The sequence below is a fragment of the Acinetobacter sp. V115_6 genome (assembly GCF_031799025.1).
Classification (GTDB): domain Bacteria; phylum Pseudomonadota; class Gammaproteobacteria; order Pseudomonadales; family Moraxellaceae; genus Acinetobacter; species Acinetobacter pittii.
Map to the genome: position 1 here is coordinate 177,223 of NZ_JAVQNO010000016.1, position 17,661 is coordinate 194,883.

General features: G+C 40.6%; 16 protein-coding genes. 13 read left to right on the plus strand and 3 right to left on the minus strand.

From position 1 onward, the window contains the following. Positions 1-9: 9 nt before the first annotated feature. On the minus strand, positions 10-1,275 hold the full coding sequence (locus RMA94_RS04040; RefSeq protein ID WP_063098079.1) for a glutamate-5-semialdehyde dehydrogenase: 1,266 nt from the start codon (positions 1,273-1,275) through the stop codon (positions 10-12). Between the two features lie 299 nt (positions 1,276-1,574). Here RMA94_RS04040 and RMA94_RS04045 point away from each other — a divergent pair, with 299 nt between their 5' ends. Next, positions 1,575-2,888, plus strand: a complete 1,314-nt coding sequence (locus RMA94_RS04045; protein WP_311081942.1) for an alpha/beta hydrolase — start codon at positions 1,575-1,577, stop codon at positions 2,886-2,888. Between the two features lie 55 nt (positions 2,889-2,943). Here RMA94_RS04045 and RMA94_RS04050 read toward each other — a convergent pair whose 3' ends face one another. Together RMA94_RS04050 and nagZ are read right to left on the minus strand one after the other, a co-directional pair. After that, on the minus strand, positions 2,944-3,786 hold the full coding sequence (locus RMA94_RS04050; protein WP_311081943.1) for a class I SAM-dependent methyltransferase: 843 nt from the start codon (positions 3,784-3,786) through the stop codon (positions 2,944-2,946). A 371-nt stretch (positions 3,787-4,157) separates the two neighbouring features. Then, positions 4,158-5,177: a beta-N-acetylhexosaminidase gene (nagZ, locus tag RMA94_RS04055; RefSeq protein WP_311081944.1), complete on the minus strand. Its 1,020-nt coding sequence runs from the start codon at positions 5,175-5,177 to the stop codon at positions 4,158-4,160. Between the two features lie 192 nt (positions 5,178-5,369). Between nagZ and RMA94_RS04060 the strand changes: the two genes are divergently transcribed. The 12 genes from RMA94_RS04060 to bamB all read left to right on the plus strand — a co-directional run bounded on the left by RMA94_RS04060 (position 5,370) and on the right by bamB (position 17,654). Beyond that, complete coding sequence (locus RMA94_RS04060) at positions 5,370-7,553, plus strand: carboxy terminal-processing peptidase (RefSeq protein ID WP_039764409.1); 2,184 nt, start codon at positions 5,370-5,372, stop codon at positions 7,551-7,553. A gap of 138 nt (positions 7,554-7,691) precedes the next feature. Beyond that, positions 7,692-8,978 carry a glycosyltransferase family 1 protein gene (locus RMA94_RS04065; protein ID WP_311082008.1) on the plus strand — a complete coding sequence of 429 codons (1,287 nt, stop codon included), beginning with the start codon at positions 7,692-7,694 and terminating at the stop codon, positions 8,976-8,978. Positions 8,979-9,002: 24 nt separating this feature from the next. After that, the gene (locus RMA94_RS04070; protein WP_017482038.1) at positions 9,003-9,554 is read left to right on the plus strand and encodes a phosphatase PAP2 family protein; all 552 of its coding nucleotides are present in this window, start codon (positions 9,003-9,005) and stop codon (positions 9,552-9,554) included. 99 nt (positions 9,555-9,653) lie between these two features. Then, entirely contained in the window at positions 9,654-9,854 is a 201-nt protein-coding gene (iscX, locus tag RMA94_RS04075; RefSeq protein ID WP_004698764.1) for a Fe-S cluster assembly protein IscX, read from the plus strand. Positions 9,855-9,967: 113 nt separating this feature from the next. Further along, positions 9,968-10,399 (plus strand): nucleoside-diphosphate kinase, encoded by a 432-nt coding sequence (gene ndk / locus RMA94_RS04080; RefSeq protein ID WP_000963851.1) that lies wholly within the window; start codon positions 9,968-9,970, stop codon positions 10,397-10,399. Positions 10,400-10,523: 124 nt separating this feature from the next. Next, on the plus strand, positions 10,524-11,759 hold the full coding sequence (gene rlmN / locus RMA94_RS04085; RefSeq protein WP_002115097.1) for a 23S rRNA (adenine(2503)-C(2))-methyltransferase RlmN: 1,236 nt from the start codon (positions 10,524-10,526) through the stop codon (positions 11,757-11,759). Positions 11,760-11,773: 14 nt separating this feature from the next. After that, complete coding sequence (gene pilW / locus RMA94_RS04090) at positions 11,774-12,574, plus strand: type IV pilus biogenesis/stability protein PilW (RefSeq protein ID WP_311081945.1); 801 nt, start codon at positions 11,774-11,776, stop codon at positions 12,572-12,574. Continuing rightward, on the plus strand, positions 12,565-13,356 hold the full coding sequence (locus tag RMA94_RS04095) for a RodZ domain-containing protein (RefSeq protein WP_033849429.1): 792 nt from the start codon (positions 12,565-12,567) through the stop codon (positions 13,354-13,356). The genes pilW and RMA94_RS04095 overlap by 10 nt, the downstream gene beginning before the upstream one ends. Before the next feature lie 21 nt (positions 13,357-13,377). Further along, positions 13,378-14,493 carry a flavodoxin-dependent (E)-4-hydroxy-3-methylbut-2-enyl-diphosphate synthase gene (gene ispG, locus RMA94_RS04100; RefSeq protein ID WP_002115078.1) on the plus strand — a complete coding sequence of 372 codons (1,116 nt, stop codon included), beginning with the start codon at positions 13,378-13,380 and terminating at the stop codon, positions 14,491-14,493. After that, on the plus strand, positions 14,490-15,782 hold the full coding sequence (gene hisS, locus RMA94_RS04105) for a histidine--tRNA ligase (RefSeq protein WP_068565135.1): 1,293 nt from the start codon (positions 14,490-14,492) through the stop codon (positions 15,780-15,782). The genes ispG and hisS overlap by 4 nt, the downstream gene beginning before the upstream one ends. A 28-nt stretch (positions 15,783-15,810) precedes the next feature. Next, positions 15,811-16,509 (plus strand): tetratricopeptide repeat protein, encoded by a 699-nt coding sequence (locus RMA94_RS04110; protein WP_017398816.1) that lies wholly within the window; start codon positions 15,811-15,813, stop codon positions 16,507-16,509. Further along, a complete protein-coding gene (gene bamB, locus RMA94_RS04115; protein WP_311081946.1) occupies positions 16,509-17,654 on the plus strand; it encodes an outer membrane protein assembly factor BamB in 1,146 nt (381 codons plus the stop codon). The genes RMA94_RS04110 and bamB overlap by 1 nt, the downstream gene beginning before the upstream one ends. Positions 17,655-17,661: the final 7 nt, after the last annotated feature.

Sequence of the window (17,661 nt, forward strand, 5' to 3'; positions counted from 1 at the left end):
ATAGATTAATTATTGGCGAATTTGACCGTCACCTAACACAATCCATTTTTGAGAAGTTAAGCCTTCTAAGCCAACAGGACCGCGGGCATGGATTTTATCTGTAGAGATACCAATTTCTGCCCCTAAGCCATATTCAAAACCATCAGCAAAACGAGTTGAAGCATTGATTACAACTGAGCTTGAATCTACACGAGCCAAGAACTGACGAGCCAAAGTATAGTTTTCAGTCACAATGGCATCAGTGTGATGTGAACCATATTTGTTGATATGGTCAATTGCTTCATCAATACCGCTAACTACTTTGACAGCAAGAATTGGCCCTAAATATTCGGTATACCAATCTTCTTCTGTCGCAGGTTTTACAGAGGAACCCAAAATACGGCGTGTTTCTGGGCAGCCACGTAACTCAACTTGTTTTTCAGCATAGAGTTCTGCAATCCGTGGTAAGAAAACGTCTGCAATTTTTTCATCAACGAGCAAAGTTTCCATCGCATTACAAACGCCATAACGATGTGTTTTGGCATTTAAAGTAATTGGTAATGCTTTTTGCAAGTCTGCCTGTGCTTCAACAAATACATGGCAGTTACCGTCAAGATGTTTAATCACCGGAATACGCGCTTCGTTGGTTACACGCTCAATTAAGCTTTTACCGCCACGTGGAACAATTACATCTACATATTCAGCCATGGTGATGAGGTGACCAACAGCTGCACGGTCAGAAGTTTCAATGACTTGTACTGAATGCTCAGGTAAACCGGCAACTTTTAAACCATGCTTAATTGCTTCTGCGATTGCTTTATTTGACTCGAGTGCTTCTGAACCGCCACGTAAAATAATGGCATTGCCTGATTTAATCGCTAAAGATGCAGCTTCAAGTGTTACGTTTGGACGTGATTCGTAAATCATACCAACAACACCTAAAGGTACACGCATTTTTCCAATTTGAATTCCTGTGGGGCGATATGCAAGATCAGTAATTTCCCCAATTGGATCGACAAGCGCGATCACATCTTTTAAACCTTGCAACATCCCTTTAAAGCGTGCGGGCGTAAGCTCAAGACGATCAAGTAAGGCACTGTCGAGCTGGTTACTACGACCTTTATCCATGTCGATTTGATTCGCCGCCAAGATTGCTGCTTGATTATTTTCCAAAGCAGTATAAATAGCAGAGAGTGCATGATTTTTTAGTGAGGTAGAAGCACTTGTTAAGACGCGTGAGGCCTCGCGTGCTTGTTGCCCAACTTTTTGCATATATTGTTCAATTGAATCTTGCATAGCATTTTTTAATCATTTACCAATGAGTAAGATAGTAGCAGTCAAATGCGGAACAATGAATGGCTTTTTTTGAAAAATGTGACCGCTATAAAAAAACATTTAAATATTTTGCAAACTATTAGCGACTTAAACAAGATGAGCGGTCATTTCAGCGATTGCGTATATTTCAGACAATTGTTTAGAATGTTATTGTGCAATACAAACTAATACAAATTTTAAAGTTTTGTGCATAAAAGATTACGTGTTCAAGAAGGAACTCTTGCAGCATAAAAAAATTACAGCAAGGAGGAAGCAAGGATATGAATTCCATTATTCAAATGGATTCGGAGATCAACCAAGCTTATGCCGGTTTTGGCTTTTTCGATATCTACCATAGAGATAGTTTTAAACAACCTGCTCGTACAACATGGATTGACGGTTGGAAAATTGAATATATGGCAATTGCCGATCCTAAAACGATTCACAAAACGCCGATTGTGATTGTTGGTGGTGCTTTCCAGAATTTTAATTCTTATAAATATTGTGTTGAACAATTGTTTGAAAGTGGTCCGGTTATTTTAATTGACTTACCTTCAATGGGTGCAAATCAGCAAATTACCAATCGCGATACAGGAGTATCTGCGGGTACTTTAGAACTTCCTGATTTATCTGAAATGTTAGGACGTTGGTTAGATATCGTTGGAATACAAAAAGTTTCTGTAATGGGAATGTCTTTAGGGTCCGTGATTGCCTCTTGTTTTGCTCATCAACGCCCAGATTTGATGGATCGTATGATCTTGATGGGAGTTATGCAGAAGACTCGTAAAAGTTGGCGAATGATTTTGGAAGAGTCGCTCAAACTCATGCAAGAAAACCGCATGGAGGAGTTTGGGCAAGCTGTGATTTTGTATTTGGTGAATCATGCAAAATTAGATAAAACTCGTATGTCACCAACCGCTAAAAAGTTATTTTTTAGGCAAATGGCCGAGTTTACTGGGACTGAGCGAGAACGTTATGAAATTAACTGTAATCGCCTTTTGCGGTTAACAGATGTACCTATTCCAGAGTGCAAAACGTTGGTTGCAGCAGGGCAATACGACAGTTTTACTTTGCCTCATGAAAATGCGAACTTTGCTTTACAATGTCCTGATATGGAATTTGCCCTTATTGCAAATGCTGATCATGTGCCACAGCTCCAGCGTCGTAAAGAAACCATGAGTTTGTTCACTTCATTCTTGAAGGGTGAATCTATCCACAATCTGGATGGGATTATTCCAATGACGCGTGACCAGATGCAAAAGATGGAACGCCGTGGTGAAGAGCGGGTTCCAGTTTTGCAACCGAACACTCAACTGAGCCACCGTGAATGTAAAACAGAAGTGCCAGTGACGATTGTTGATGTGACTTTCTTTGGGATGTATTTAAAAATGGATGATGTTTCGCAGCTTGATTTTGTGAATGACCATCCACGTGATTTGGCACTGCATTTAGAAGATGAAGAAGGTCCTTTCTCGATTGAATGTTTAATCTTTGAAGCTGCTGAACAAGGAATACGTGCTTTATTTAAACATGGTAGTTTTGAGCTTGCTGATCGGTTAAGCCGTTTTATTGCTCGTCAAAAACAAGCAGCTTAATAATATAGTTATAGATGGAAGCTCGTTGATGTCGAGCTTCCATTTTTTATATTTATTATTTTATTTGAGAGTGAATAATCCAGACTAAGTCGCCTAAATGCTCTTCATGGCTATCTTGAGAAACTTGCCCAAAAAATATTTGTGGCTGTTCAATAGTAACCTGCTCAAACTCTGTATCTTTAAAAAAGTCTTTAACTTCTTGTGGACTTTTGAAGTGAAAACTAAACGAGCTTCGAGACATTAATTTCAATAATTTACTGCTATTCCAGATAATACTGGCAAGTTTGTTTTTAATTGGTTCAGGGTAGAGGTCGGTTAAATAGTGAAACTTTTTAAAAGTAGCACCATAGTGGCCAATCGATTGGATCAATTGTTTTAATAAATCTTTGTCGAAATAGTTAATCAAGCCTTCACTGATTACAACCAATGGGCGGTTAGGGTCAAATACTTCAAATGCTTGTGCAAAAGCATCTGTAAATAAATCAACTGATAAGATTTCAGGTGCATTTTTTTCAATTTGTTGTAACGCATTTTGTTTGGTTTGTGCCATATCGGGTAAATCAAGCTCCCGATAGGTAATTGAAGGGTAATGCTGTCTAAACCACCAGCCACGTGGAGACAGACCACATGCTATTTCTAGAACTTGTAAATCAGGACTTTCTTGAATGAGTTGTTCTAAATGGTGATCAAGCATGGTGTGGCGTTGTTTAAGCGTGGTACGCATGCTACCGCCGACATATTTCTCTGCCCATGATTCTATCGGATGAACCAAATATGCCAGTGATTTGCCTTTGGTTGTGGCAAGTGCTTCATGAGAGATCCCCATTTGATACCAGATATAACCCGTATAGTGGGCTGTAAAAGAGATGTGGCGGTGTTTTGAAAGTTGTTGTGTCATTCGTCCTGAACTCGATTTATTGTTTTTGTGTGATCTTCATTATTTATAAAATGAAGAGTTTTTACTGCATTGATGTTGAATGAACCTGCATGACGGAGTCCTGTCAATTAGGTTAGCATTTTGGGATGAACTTTCAGTTGGAGTTACTTTTCTTTCGGGGAAAGTAACCAAAACCTGAGGTCCGAATAGCAAAGATTAATTATCTTTGCCGTACCGTAAAACGAAAGCTATGCTTGAGTAAATGCTACGCACTTCGTTTGTCTTGCGCAATGCGAAAGCGCTAACGCTTTTGCATTGCTCAGGTTGCGTATGACTTAACCGCGTATCAGATAGTGAATAGGTTTTTGTAGCCAATTAAAATTTTTACTAACTTAAATCGAATTTTTAAACTCTTCAATGGCTGTTTTGACAGCTTGCCACTCATTTCCAAGCGATAAAGTTTCACCAATCTGAATTTGTGGAATTTGGCCACGCATGCGTTCTAAACGCAGTTGATTTGGCAGTGCTAAGTTTGTAATACCTTCGAGCGCTGTACAGGCTGCACTTCGATCATTACACACCAGCCCCATGTCACACCCAGCTGCTAGAGCAGCCTGAATACGAGCATCCGCACCACCTGCGACACATGCAGCCTGCATGCTTAAGTCATCAGAGAAAAGTACACCATCAAACTTCAAACGCTTGCGTAGAACTTCTTGAATCCAGAAAGGTGAAAAACCTGCTGGATTTGGATCAACTTGATCATAAATCACATGTGCTGGCATGAGCGCATCAAGTTGAGGCATAAGCTTAATGAAGCTTTGCATATCATGGTTATAAATTTCGTCATAGCTACGGCTGTCGATTGCAGCAGCAACATGAGAGTCGGCTTTCACAGAACCGTGGCCTGGGAAATGTTTGCCCGTATTTGCCATTCCAGCTTTTTTCATGCCTTGCATAAATGCGCCTGCAAGTGGGGCAATATCTTCAATATTTTTAGAGAAGCCACGGTCGCCAATCACGTCACTAATTGCATTAAGATCTAAAACTGGTGCAAAACTAAAATCGATGCCGACTGCAAGGACTTCTGTTGCCATTAACCAACCGCACTGCTCAGCCAGCTCAAGTGCTTTTTGAGGTTGAGTTAAATATAACTCCCCAAAACGACCCATGGCCGGTAATAAGGTAAAACCTGATCTTAGGCGCTGAACTCGGCCACCTTCTTGGTCGACAGCAATTAAAATATCTGGACGAATTTGACGCATATGGTCGGTTAAAGCACGGACTTGTTGTGGAGATTCAATATTTCGTGCAAATAAAATCATGCCACCGACTTGCGGAGCGCGTAATAGTTCAATATCTTCTTGAGTAAGTTCTGTGCCGGCGATGTCCAGCATCAATGCGCCAATCATATTGGTTCCATTTGAATTTTGATTGAAAAACAATAAGCGAATTTTGCAATGTTTTGCTACATTTTGTCAGTACAGAATATGATAAAACTACACGGTATAAACAATTTAGTTGGTTAAGATTTTGAATCTGCTTAGTTCATATCGAAAACAGAGCGTGTAAGATAGGAACACCCAAGGAAGTATTAAAAATTTATGAAACTTCAAACTATAGCTTGTGCAGTAGCGATCGCGACTGGCGGTTTATTCTTCTCTCATACGATGAATGAAGCGAGAGCGGCAACCAATACTGCTGCGGTTTCTCAATCAATCCAGCCAACGCAAGAACAGGCTTTGGTGGCTCGCCAACTGGCAACTTTAGTTGATCGTCAACATTATTTAAATATGCGTCTGGATGCGACCACATCAAATCGTATTCTGGATATGTATTTAGATAGTCTTGATCCAGATCACTCATTATTTCTAGATTCTGAAGTTCAAAATTATAAAAAACTATATGGTTCAAATTTTGGTGCTTCATTAAAAGCGGGGAATTTAACTGGACCGTTTGCAATTCATCAGCAATATCGTGAACGCTTAAAACAATTTTATGAGTTCATGTTAGCTGAGTTAAAACAACAGCAAAATTTAAAGCAGCCTAATAGTTATATTGAAGTTGATCGTGAAAAAGCACCGTATTTTAAAACGACTGCTGAGCAACAAAATCATTGGCGCAAAATGTTGGTTTCACAGTTAATCAACTTAACCATTAGCCGTGAAGAAGAGCAGGCGAAACAAAAAGCGCTTAAAGAAAATCCTTCGCTTGCTGATGGTCAAGACTTAACTGGCCCAGAAGATTTAACGCCAGCTCAAACGTTAACTAAACGCTATACACGTCAGCTTGAAAGAATTAGTCGTGTAAAAAGCGATGACGTCTTGGACAAAACATTAAATGCAATGTTGGCGACCTATGATCCACATAGTAACTATTACCCGCCAATTGATGCGATCGAACTTAATCGCCAAACTACCTTGCAACTCGAAGGTATTGGGGTGTCGATTCGTCCAGAACGTGGCAACGAAGATTACACCAAGATTGAAACCATTGTAGAAGGTGGTCCTGCAAGTAAGTCTGGTCAAGTGAAATCAGGAGATCGAATCATTGGTGTCGCCCAAGAAGGCGAGAAAATGATTGATGTGATTGGCTGGACAAGTTCTGAAATTGTTGGGCTTATTCGTGGTAAACGCGGAACAAAAGTCACGCTAAAACTTCTTGGTGCTGGCGCATCAATGAGTCAGGCACGTAACGTGACTTTAGTACGTGATGTTATTCAAGAAGAAGATGCGGGTGTTCGTTCACGCACAGTTGAAGTGACACGTGATGGTAAAAAGCATGTGTTGGGCGTAATTGAAATTCCATCATTCTATTTTGACTATCGTTCACGTCGTGCAGGTCAACAATACCGTTCAGTTTCTGAAGATACTGCAAATGCTTTTGAAGCGCTAAAAGCGAAGAAAGTAGAAGGTATTATTATTGACTTACGTAATGACCCAGGTGGCTCATTAGAAGAAGTTGCACGTATGTTGGGGCAGGTGATTAAGTCTGGTCCAGTTGTGCAAATTCGTGATGGTAATGGCAACGTAAGTGTTTTTGAAGATAACGATGGCGGTCAGCAAATTTATACAGGCCCACTCGCGGTATTGGTGAACTTGGCATCTGCATCGGCAAGTGAGATTTACTCTGCTGCAATTCAAGATTATGAGCGCGGTATTATTATTGGTAGTACAACAACTGGTAAGGGTACAGCTCAGGTACAACTTGATACTCTGGCATATGGTCAAGCAACTTTAACTCAGCGTAAGTTCTATCGTATTACTGGTGGTAGTACACAAAATAAAGGTGTAGTACCAGACATTAAACTCGTTGATATCTATAACGAAGAGTTTGGTGAGCGTAAATCGAAGAATGCATTGAAGTGGGACACAATTCCTACTGCACCATTTAAACGTGAAGGTTCTGTTCAGCCTTATGTGACAAAGTTGTCTCAATTCTCTGAACAACGTGTTGGTAATGACGCTCAGTTTAAATATCTAAATAAACGTACTGCGATTGCTAAGGTGACGAGTGATCAAAAACAAGTGGTACTTGATATTGATAAGCGCCGTGCTGAATTACTTGGTTTAGAGAAACAAACTTTAGATGCAGAGAATGAACGCCGTGCTGCAACGGGTCAAAAGCCTTTTGCAAACTGGGAAAGCTATCAAGCTTCATTAGATGCTCTAGCTGAATCTCGCGCTAAAATGAAAGCATCGCAACGTCCAGCGTTACCAGAAGAAGAAACTTTTGTGACTGAAGCTGCTAATGTACTCATGGATTATGCAAAATTGCAAAATCGCTAAGAGTTACTAGGATTTAAGAAAAAAGCATGCTGTCATCAGCATGCTTTTTTTATTTTTCATGTCAGTAAACTGTCATGCATTTATCATCAAAATGTCAAAAAAACTGCTTAATCTTTAAGCATGAAAATAAATACATTGATGGATGGCGCTATGCAAAGTTCATACGCGACAGCACTATTAAAACAACAGCAACTTCCTGAAAGCTTCCAATTCTTTTTTAAACAAAAGCAGCAGCTATCTAATGCACATTCATTGCATGATTTGGTGCGCCCACGTTTAAAAATTGCGATTGTGACGGAAACTTGGCCACCCGAAATCAATGGTGTGGCACTATCATTATTACAGTTATGCCAAGGTTTACAAAAACAGGGGCATAAGCTTTTACTGATTCGCCCAGAGCAAAAAGCAAAATGCCATGACTTTACACCAGAGCAAGAATGTCTGGTGATGTCGCAGGCGATTCCAAAATATCCAACTTTACAATTTGGTTGGCCACAATATTTAAAAGTATCGAAAGCTTTTGAAAAGTTTGTCCCAGATGTCGTGCACATTGTGACTGAAGGGCCATTAGGTTTAACTGCCATGCAAGCTGCTAAGGCAAAAGCTATTCCAGTTTCTAGTGGCTTTCATTCACCATTTCAAGACTTTAGTCGATTCTTCGATTTGGCTTTTTTAGTCAAACCGATTCAAAAATATCTGTGCTGGTTTCACAATAACACTCAAGTAACTTGTGTGCCGAGTAAAGATACTCAAGAAGCATTACGAGGTTTCGGTATTACTTGTCCACTGGTTGTCGTTGGGCGTGGCGTAGATACAACAAGATTTTCACCGAAGCATCGCTCTGAAAATTTGCGAAAACAATGGGATGCTGATGAGAATACTCGCGTTATGCTTTATGTGGGGCGTTTGTCTCCTGAAAAAGAAGTGCAAGTCCTCATTGATAGTTATGCGAACCAAACCATTCAGCCAAATAAAACTAAATTAGTAATTGTGGGAGATGGCCCAGATTTTGCTCGTTTAAAGTCACTACCTGAAGCGAAGGGTGTTATCTTTACCGGAAGTCTGAGAGGTCAAGATTTGGCTGCTGCCTATGCGAGTGCAGATGTATTCGTATTTGCGAGTCAAGTTGAAACGTTTGGTAACGTAGTTTTAGAGGCAATGGCAAGCGGTTTACCAGTTATAGCGTATGATTATGCATGTGCACATCAATACTTAACACATGGTGTGAATGGCTGGTTAAGCCCACTTGGACAAAAAAACCACTTTATACAACAAATTTATCAGCTTCCTTCGGTACAACAACTTAGAGAAATGGGCGTACAAGCCTGTCATAAAGTACAGCAAAGCGGTTGGCAACTTCCGGTTCAGCAATTGGAGCAGGCATTTTATCAGGTAGTGAAGGAGCCCTCGTTGGACTTCACCTAAGTATCCTAAGATAGGAGAATGACCATGAAATTTAAGAATGCAAAAATAAAAATACTCGATTTAGACTTGAGAGGCTGTTTATATCTGAACAATTTCTCTCACTCACAGCGTGTTGCCCTTTTTTTCAAAATTATCAGTCGTGTTGGTGATGGTCCGTTTTGGTATCTAATGCTGGCAATCGTGTGGGGTATGCAAGGCATTACCTATAGTTTGCAAATCATCTACTTGTTATTAGGTGGTTCTGTCGGCACAGCAATTTATAAATTTTTAAAACATAAAACCACGCGGCCACGTCCTTATCAGGTGCATCAGGTGATTGTGCTCGGTGAAAGACCGCTTGATCATTTTAGTTTTCCATCAGGCCACACACTTCATGCGGTCATGGTGACAATTGTATTGGGTTACATTCAGCCAGTTCTGCTTGCGGCGATGTTTCCTTTCATGGTGCTTGTCGCTTTGTCTCGTATGGTACTGGGTCTTCATTATCCAAGTGATGTGATTGTTGGTGCGCTAATTGGTGCAGCGGTCGCGGCTACGATTATTTTTGTGGCGCCATTATTGAACATCGCTTTATAAGCATCGGTAATTTTTATCAGCTTAAGCTATCGATTAGGTTTGTGGATTTGCTAAAGTACACAGTTCGTGATTTAGCAGATTAAACAGATAGGAGCCGCTATGGGCTTACGTTGGACAGATACGATTGATATTGCCATTGAATTGTCAGAAGCACATCCAGAAGTTGATCCGCAATGGATCCGTTTTACAGATTTACATGCATGGGTGTGCGCATTGCCAGACTTCAGCGATGACCCAAATAAATCGACAGAAGGATTGCTAGAAGGCATTCAAATGGCCTGGATAGATGAAGTTCGCTAAAAACAGTAGAAAAAATCGCAACTTTTACACATTCAAAGCTGATTATTGCCTATGACATCGGTATAATGCGGCAAATTTTTTAAAGTTTAAATCTTAAAATAAAGGAGCCACTCATGGCTATTGAACGTACTTTGTCTATCGTAAAACCTGATGCAGTGTCTAAAAACCACATCGGTGAAATTTTTGCTCGTTTTGAAAAAGCGGGTTTAAAAATTGTTGCGACTAAAATGAAACACCTTTCTCAAGCTGATGCTGAAGGTTTCTATGCTGAGCATAAAGAACGTGGTTTCTTTGGTGACTTAGTTGCATTCATGACTTCTGGTCCAGTTGTAGTATCTGTTCTTGAAGGTGAAAACGCAGTTCTTGCACACCGTGAAATCTTAGGTGCTACAAACCCTAAAGAAGCTGCTCCTGGTACTATCCGTGCTGACTTCGCTGTAAGCATCGACGAAAACGCTGCTCACGGTTCTGACTCAGTTGCTTCTGCAGAGCGTGAAATTGCTTACTTCTTTGCTGACAACGAGATCTGCCCACGCACTCGTTAATCGAAAGCATTCAAACCAGATAAGTGGTATACTACTTATCTGGTTTTTTTATTCTCTTAAGAGAATATTGTTTGATTCTTGAACAATATCTTCAGTTTTTTTGACATGGTTTAGGTAAATACACATGAGCTCTGCAGTGGTCGTTTCATCTGAAAATCTTGATGGACAGCAGCAATCTTCGTCCACGCCGGTAATCCCTGCTGCCGAAAATAAAGTGAATTTACTCGGCATGTCTCGTCCTGAGTTAGAAAAATTCTTTGAAGATATTGGTGAGAAGAAGTTTCGTGCCGGACAGGTCATGAAATGGATACATCAATACTTTGTTACTGACTTTGCTGAAATGACCAATATTTCAGGCAAACTACGTGCGAAGCTTGAGCAGATTTGTGAAATTAAAGCACCTGAAGTGGTTCATCGTCATTATTCAAAAGATGGTACACGTAAGTGGGTGTTTCGCGTAGGTGAGGGTGCAGGTTCTTTGGTTGAAACTGTATTAATTCCTGCCGAAGATAAAACTGGATTACGTAAAACACTTTGTATTTCCTCTCAAGTTGGCTGTGCATTAGATTGCTCATTTTGTTCAACAGGCAAACAAGGTTTCCAACGTGATTTAACGCCAGATGAAATTATTGGGCAACTCTGGATGGCAAACTATTCTTATATGGAAGAAGTGCCTGTTGCTGAGCGTGAGCGTTCAGTGACCAATGTCGTGATGATGGGCATGGGTGAGCCATTACTCAACTATGATGCTGTATTAAGCTCAATGCAGATTATGCTTGATGACTTTGCTTATGGCATGTCAAAACGTCGTGTGACTTTATCGACATCGGGTGTTGTACCGAAAATTGACCAGCTTGCAAAAGACATTGATGTCGCTTTAGCTATTTCTTTACATGCGCCAAACGATGAATTACGTAATGAGCTTGTGCCAATTAATAAAAAATATCCATTGGCTCAGTTAATTGCAGCATGTCAGCGTTATATTGCCAAAGATGGTAATGAAAGTACGCGTAAACATGTAACGATTGAATATGTGATGTTAGAAGGCGTAAATGATCAGCCTGAACATGCACAGCAAATGATTAAATTATTAAAAAATTTACCAAGTAAAATTAACTTGATTCCATTTAACCCGTTCCCGCATGCACCATATGGTCGCTCAAGCAGAAATCGTATTATCTCGTTCCAAAAAACTTTGTCTGATGCGGGATTTGTGTGTACGATTCGTCAAACACGTGGTGATGATATTGATGCTGCATGTGGACAGTTAGTGGGTCAGGTGGCTGACAGAACCCGCCGTGCAGAACAGTGGCAGAAAAAAGTCACACAGCGTCAAGAGATTTTGCGTACACAAGGATAAATTGAGGGCAGGCTTTGAGTATTCCAAAGTTAAAAACGGTCTTATGTATGGGGATTGCAGTTGCATTTCTGGCAAGTGGTTGCCAGACAACGCATACGCAAAAAAAAGACCCAGAGAAAGCGGTAAAGGTGCGTACACAACTTGCTGCTGAACATATCCGTTCGGGTGACTTGGACTCAGCAAAGCGAGCTCTTGATCAAGCTTTAAGTGTAGATAGCCGCGATGCTACTGCAAATATGATGATGGGTATTTTGCTACAGCAAGAAGGTAGCAAACCCAATTTAGAAAAAGCAGAACATTATTTTAAACGAGCAATTTCATCTGAACCGGATAATGCTCAAGCACATAATAATTATGGTACTTATTTATATCAAATGGAGCGTTATAATGAGGCTGTTGAGCAATTTCGTATTGCTGGCGCAACATTAGGTTATGACCAACGCTATCAGGCATTAGAAAATCTGGGGCGTATTTATTTAAAATTGGGTGATGTTGCGAATGCTGAAAAAACATTCAAACAAGCACTCCTTACTAACCGCGACTCTTATATTTCAATGTTAGAGTTAGCGGAAATTTTTTATTTGCAGCAGCAGATTCCGGCTGCTACACAAATGTATGAGCAATATGTTCGTACAGTGGGGCAGAAAAATCAGGGTGCAAGAGCACTTTGGATTGGTGTAAGAGTGGCTCGAGCCAATGCGGATAAAATGGGAATGCAAGTGTTAGTAAACCAGTTACGTGCCTTGTTCCCGGAAAGTCCAGAATATCAACGTTATTTGCAATTACAGTATAGTACTGAGGCCGTATGGAAATAAATCCTAATTCACAGCAGCCAACTGGCTCAAGCTTACCGACTTCTGCTTTAGGAAATATTCAACGTCCTGGTGAGTATTTACGTCAAATTCGAGTTGCTCAGAATAAAGAGTTAGGGCAAGTTTCTTCAGATTTAAATATGCCGGTTAAGACCTTGACCGCTTTAGAGCAAGATGACTATAAATCATTGCCGGAAGCGACTTTCATTAAGGGTTATTACCGTTCATATGCAAAATATTTAAATACGGACGCGACCGCAATTATTCAGCGTTTCGATGAGATTTATGCAAATGATACTGGGCTGTTACCAAATCATGCCTTAAATAATTCACCAATTAAAATCATGGGTAAACTCCCGGGTTCTAATAGTGATCGTAATAAGAAATGGTTAAAGCGCGCACTTCTTGCTGTTGTAATTCTTGCTGTTGTGTCATTGCTTGTTATGGGTGTCCAAAAATGGACTTCAAAGAAAGAAGATGCTGATTTACCTAAAGTAAATCAATCGAATGTTGAAGTTTTACCTATGCAAGGAGCTACCACCTCAACAGTGGGTGACCAATTGGTGCTAAACTTTAACCGACCAACTTCTGTTCATATTGTTGATGCAACAGGTAAAGTTTTGGCGACAGGTCGTCAGTCATCAACTTTAAGTTTAAATGGTGAGTCTCCATTTCAGATTCGTCTTGATGATGCAACGGCTGTGTCATTAAGTCTAAACCAAGAACAGATTTCATTGTCTCCATATACGGTAAACGGTAAAGCAGAATTCCGTTTATCCCGCTAATACCATGAGTTGAGCGATACAATGATAGAGAACCCAATTAAACGTCGACCAACACGTAAAATCCGTGTTGGTTCGGTATATGTCGGTGGCGATGCACCTATTAGTGTGCAAAGTATGACAAATACCGAAACTTGCGATGTCGATGCAACCGTTGCTCAAATTGAGCGTTGCGTTGATGCAGGTGCTGATATTATGCGTGTTTCGGTCCCATCTATGGAGGCTGCTGAGGCATTTGGTGCAATTCGTAAGCGTGTTTCAGTACCTTTGGTTGCAGATATCCACTTTGACCATAGAATTGCTCTAGCTGTTGCAGATTATGGCGCAGACTGTTTACGTATTAACCCAGGTAATATTGGCTCAGATCAGAAAGTGCGTGAAGTGGTTGCTGCGGCGCGTCATCATGGCATTTCTATGCGTATTGGGGTCAATGCGGGTTCTTTAGAAAAAGATTTACAAAAGAAATATGGCGAGCCTACAGGTGAGGCGCTGCTCGAATCAGCACTACGTCATATTGATATTTTAGATCGTCTCAACTTCCATGAATTTAAAGTCAGCGTAAAAGCATCAAATGTGTTTTTAACCATGGATGCTTATCGTTTACTCTCAAAGCAAATTGATAATCCATTACATTTAGGTGTGACTGAAGCTGGTATTTACCGTACAGGTACCGTGAAGTCAGCGATTGCCCTTGGCGGATTGTTGATGGAAGGCATTGGCGATACGATGCGTATTTCGCTTGCCGCCGAACCGGAAGATGAAATCAAAATTGGTTTTGATATTTTAAAATCGCTAGGGCTTCGCTCTAACGGTATTAACTTTATTGCTTGCCCAAGTTGTTCTCGCCAAGAATTTAATGTTATTCAGGTAATGCAAGCGTTGGAAGAGCGTTTAGAAGATATTCGTACTCCAATGGATGTGTCGGTAATTGGCTGTAAAGTAAACGGCCCGGGTGAAGCAAAAGAAGCTGATATCGGGGTTGTCGGGGCAGCGCCTCGCTCATTGGTTTATCGTAATGGTGAAAAAAGCCATTTAATCGATACCGATCAATTGGTTGATGAAATCGAAACTATGGTTCGTCAACGTGTCCAAGAGCTTGAAGAAGCTAAATCTAAAGAAATTATTCGTAGTTCATCATGAGTTCAATCGTCGCAATCAAAGGTTTTAATGACATCTTGCCAACGCAAACAGTAGCGTGGAGACGTCTCGAGCAACATTTAGCATCTTTAATGGATGCTTATGGATATCAACAAATTCGTTTGCCGATCGTTGAACAAACGGGCTTGTTTAAACGTGCTATTGGTGATGCTACCGATATTGTTGAAAAAGAAATGTATACCTTTTTCGACAAAGGTAATCCACCAGAGTCATTAACCTTACGTCCGGAAGGTACAGCAGGTTGTGTTCGTGCATTGGTTGAACATAATTTGTTGCGCGGTGCTACGCCACGCGTGTGGTATATGGGACCTATGTTCCGTTATGAGAAGCCACAAAAAGGACGTTATCGTCAGTTCCACCAATTTGGTGTAGAAACTTTCGGTGTTGCGACTCCTGATATTGAAGCTGAAGTTATCTTGATGACAGCTCGCTTATGGAAACGTATGGGCGTTGATCACATGGTTCAACTTGAGTTGAATACTTTGGGTGAAAAAGATGAGCGTACAGAATACCGTAATGCTTTAGTTGCGTTTTTAAATGAGCATAAAGATGCGTTGGATGAAGACTCACAGCGTCGTTTAACAACAAATCCATTACGTATTTTAGATTCTAAGATTGAATCGACTCAGAAAATTCTAGAAAATGCGCCGAAATTGTATGACTTTTTAAAAGAAGATAGTTTAAGTCACTTCCAACAATTACAAGATTATTTGACTGCTGCGGGTGTTAAATTTGTCATTAATCAAAAATTGGTGCGTGGTCTGGACTATTACAACAAAACTGTTTTTGAATGGACAACAACTGCACTTGGTTCGCAAGGTACTGTGTGTGGCGGTGGTCGTTATGATGGTCTTGTTGGTCAGCTAAAAGGTAAGCCGGATCAATCTGTACCTGCTGTTGGCTTTGGGATGGGGATGGAGCGATTATTGCTTCTGGTTGAGCAAGTTGAACAGGCTCAAGTTATACGTGATTGTGAAGTCTTCTTGGTTGCAGAACCTGCTTATCAAACCAAAGCTTTGATTTTAGCGGAGCAATTACGTGACCAGTTAGAAGCTGCAAATAGCAGTATTCGAATCAAAACAGGTTCACAAGGCAGCATGAAGAGTCAGATGAAAAAAGCTGATCAGGCTGGGGCTGTTTACGCCATGATTTTAGGTGAGCGTGAATGGGAAGCACAGCAGCTTGCTATCAAAGAGTTAGCAACAGCTGAGCAATCTCAAGTTGCGCTGGCTGAGCTTGTACCATTCTTAATCGAAAAATTTACAAAATAAACTGAAACATCTGGAAAAGGACAATCACATGAGTGTAAGTGATGAAGAACAATTCGACAGCTTAAAGTCGTTCGCCAAAAAATATGGTTCTGCCATGATTAGCGGGATTCTCATTGCATTGATTGCCTTTTTTGGGTGGGAATATTGGCAAAAAAGAAATCTTGCGAGCAGCCAGACAGAAACTGCAAAAGTACAGCAGTTAATGGATGAAGCAAATGCAAGTGCTGATAATCCTAATGCTTTAACTTCGGTCACTGCATCGGCAGATAAAATCGTAAAAGATGATATCGATTCTGTTCAGGCCATACAGACTCAGTTTGTATTAGCAAAATTAGCCTATGAAAAACAGGATTATGCCGCTGCTGAAAAAGCATTGAAGAAAGTCGAAAATTCAAAAGTAAAAGATGAAGGTTTGATTCAGGTTGTAAAATTGCGTTTAGCAGATGCACAATTGGCGCAAAACAAATATGATGAAGCACTAAAAACCTTGTCTGGTAACGTCGATCCTGCATTTAAAGCAACAGTAGAAGAGTTACGTGGTGATATCTTTGTTGCCAAGAAAGATATTGATTCTGCTAAAAAAGCGTATCAGGCAGCATGGGATTCGTTACTGGAACGTAAACAAGAACGACAAATTTTACAAATTAAACTCGAAAGTGTTGGCGTTTTAGTTGAAGATCCACAGATTGAGCGCCCAATTTTGGAAACACAGGTGGAAGAGTCTTAATGAATCAGAAATTCAAACTGCCTTTGGCAATTGCAATCGCATCAGCTGTACTGGTGGGATGTTCTAGCAACAAAGTAAAAGAAGCAAAACCAAATCCACTACCCAAATTGACTGAGTCGAAAAAGACTCTAGTACCCGTGTTTTCGCGCAGTGTTTCTTCTACTGATAAGGCAGATCCGTTACGTTTGCAGCTTGACGCAAGTGAGGGCGTGGTCTTTACGCTTGACCCAAAAGGTGAGGTCGCTGCATATCGTGGCAAGGAACGCATTTGGGAGAAAAAAGTCAGCAAATTAGGCTTAAGCTCTGGTGTTGAAGCTGCTGAAGGAATTGTTGTTGTTGGTAATAGTAAAGGTCAACTTTTTGCTTTAGATCAGGCAACAGGTGAACAAAAGTGGACTGCGCAGTTATCTGGTGCGCTATTAAGTCCTTCTTTAGTTCAGTCTGGACGCGTGATTACCATTGCAAACGACGGTACTGTATTTGCGCATGATGCTGCTTCAGGCCAGCAAGTTTGGGCTTATAAATTACCAAATGTCCAATTTAGTTTACGTGGTCAGGCGTCACCGGTGAGTCTTGATCCGCGTACCGTATTAATCGCATCTGCGAATGCGTATGTTTATGCAATTGATACGATTAGTGGTATTCCACGTTTCCAACGCCGTGTTGCAGTAAGTGAAGGCCGTTCTGATATTCAACGTTTGATTGATATCGATGGTGATCCTACTGTTGCTGGACAGTTTATGGTAACGACTAGTTTCCAAGGGCAAGTGACTGTAACTGATCTAGCTTCGCAACGTGTAGTTTGGAGTGAAGACTCAAGCAGCACGAAGCATCCAGAAGTTTATGACAATAAAGTATTTGTTTCATCAACTGATGGTAAGTTAACTGCTTATGATTTAACGACAGGCGAACAAGTTTGGCAAAATGATAGTTTATTAAACCGTCATTTAAGTAACCCTGTTGTGTTGGGATCGGACCTTATTGTGGGTGATTTAGATGGCGTATTACATCTTGTTGATCCTGCAACAGGTAAGTTGATTGGTCGTTCAAAAACAAGTGGTGAGGTCAATACATTACGTGTTATTGAGAACCAACTTTACGTTTCGACCAGAAAAGGCGATTTAAGTATTTGGCAGAATCGTTAATTTCGTT

Excerpts from the sequence above, each read along its gene's own strand:
- RMA94_RS04040 (WP_063098079.1), bottom strand. The coding sequence starts at position 1,275 with ATGCAAGATTCAATTGAACAATATATGCAAAAAGTTGGGCAACAAGCA.
- RMA94_RS04045 (WP_311081942.1), top strand. The coding sequence starts at position 1,575 with ATGAATTCCATTATTCAAATGGATTCGGAGATCAACCAAGCTTATGCC.
- RMA94_RS04050 (WP_311081943.1), bottom strand. The coding sequence starts at position 3,786 with ATGACACAACAACTTTCAAAACACCGCCACATCTCTTTTACAGCCCAC.
- nagZ (WP_311081944.1), bottom strand. The coding sequence starts at position 5,177 with ATGATTGGCGCATTGATGCTGGACATCGCCGGCACAGAACTTACTCAA.
- RMA94_RS04060 (WP_039764409.1), top strand. The coding sequence starts at position 5,370 with ATGAAACTTCAAACTATAGCTTGTGCAGTAGCGATCGCGACTGGCGGT.
- RMA94_RS04065 (WP_311082008.1), top strand. The coding sequence starts at position 7,692 with ATGGATGGCGCTATGCAAAGTTCATACGCGACAGCACTATTAAAACAA.
- RMA94_RS04070 (WP_017482038.1), top strand. The coding sequence starts at position 9,003 with ATGAAATTTAAGAATGCAAAAATAAAAATACTCGATTTAGACTTGAGA.
- iscX (WP_004698764.1), top strand. The coding sequence starts at position 9,654 with ATGGGCTTACGTTGGACAGATACGATTGATATTGCCATTGAATTGTCA.
- ndk (WP_000963851.1), top strand. The coding sequence starts at position 9,968 with ATGGCTATTGAACGTACTTTGTCTATCGTAAAACCTGATGCAGTGTCT.
- rlmN (WP_002115097.1), top strand. The coding sequence starts at position 10,524 with ATGAGCTCTGCAGTGGTCGTTTCATCTGAAAATCTTGATGGACAGCAG.
- RMA94_RS04095 (WP_033849429.1), top strand. The coding sequence starts at position 12,565 with ATGGAAATAAATCCTAATTCACAGCAGCCAACTGGCTCAAGCTTACCG.
- ispG (WP_002115078.1), top strand. The coding sequence starts at position 13,378 with ATGATAGAGAACCCAATTAAACGTCGACCAACACGTAAAATCCGTGTT.
- hisS (WP_068565135.1), top strand. The coding sequence starts at position 14,490 with ATGAGTTCAATCGTCGCAATCAAAGGTTTTAATGACATCTTGCCAACG.
- RMA94_RS04110 (WP_017398816.1), top strand. The coding sequence starts at position 15,811 with ATGAGTGTAAGTGATGAAGAACAATTCGACAGCTTAAAGTCGTTCGCC.
- bamB (WP_311081946.1), top strand. The coding sequence starts at position 16,509 with ATGAATCAGAAATTCAAACTGCCTTTGGCAATTGCAATCGCATCAGCT.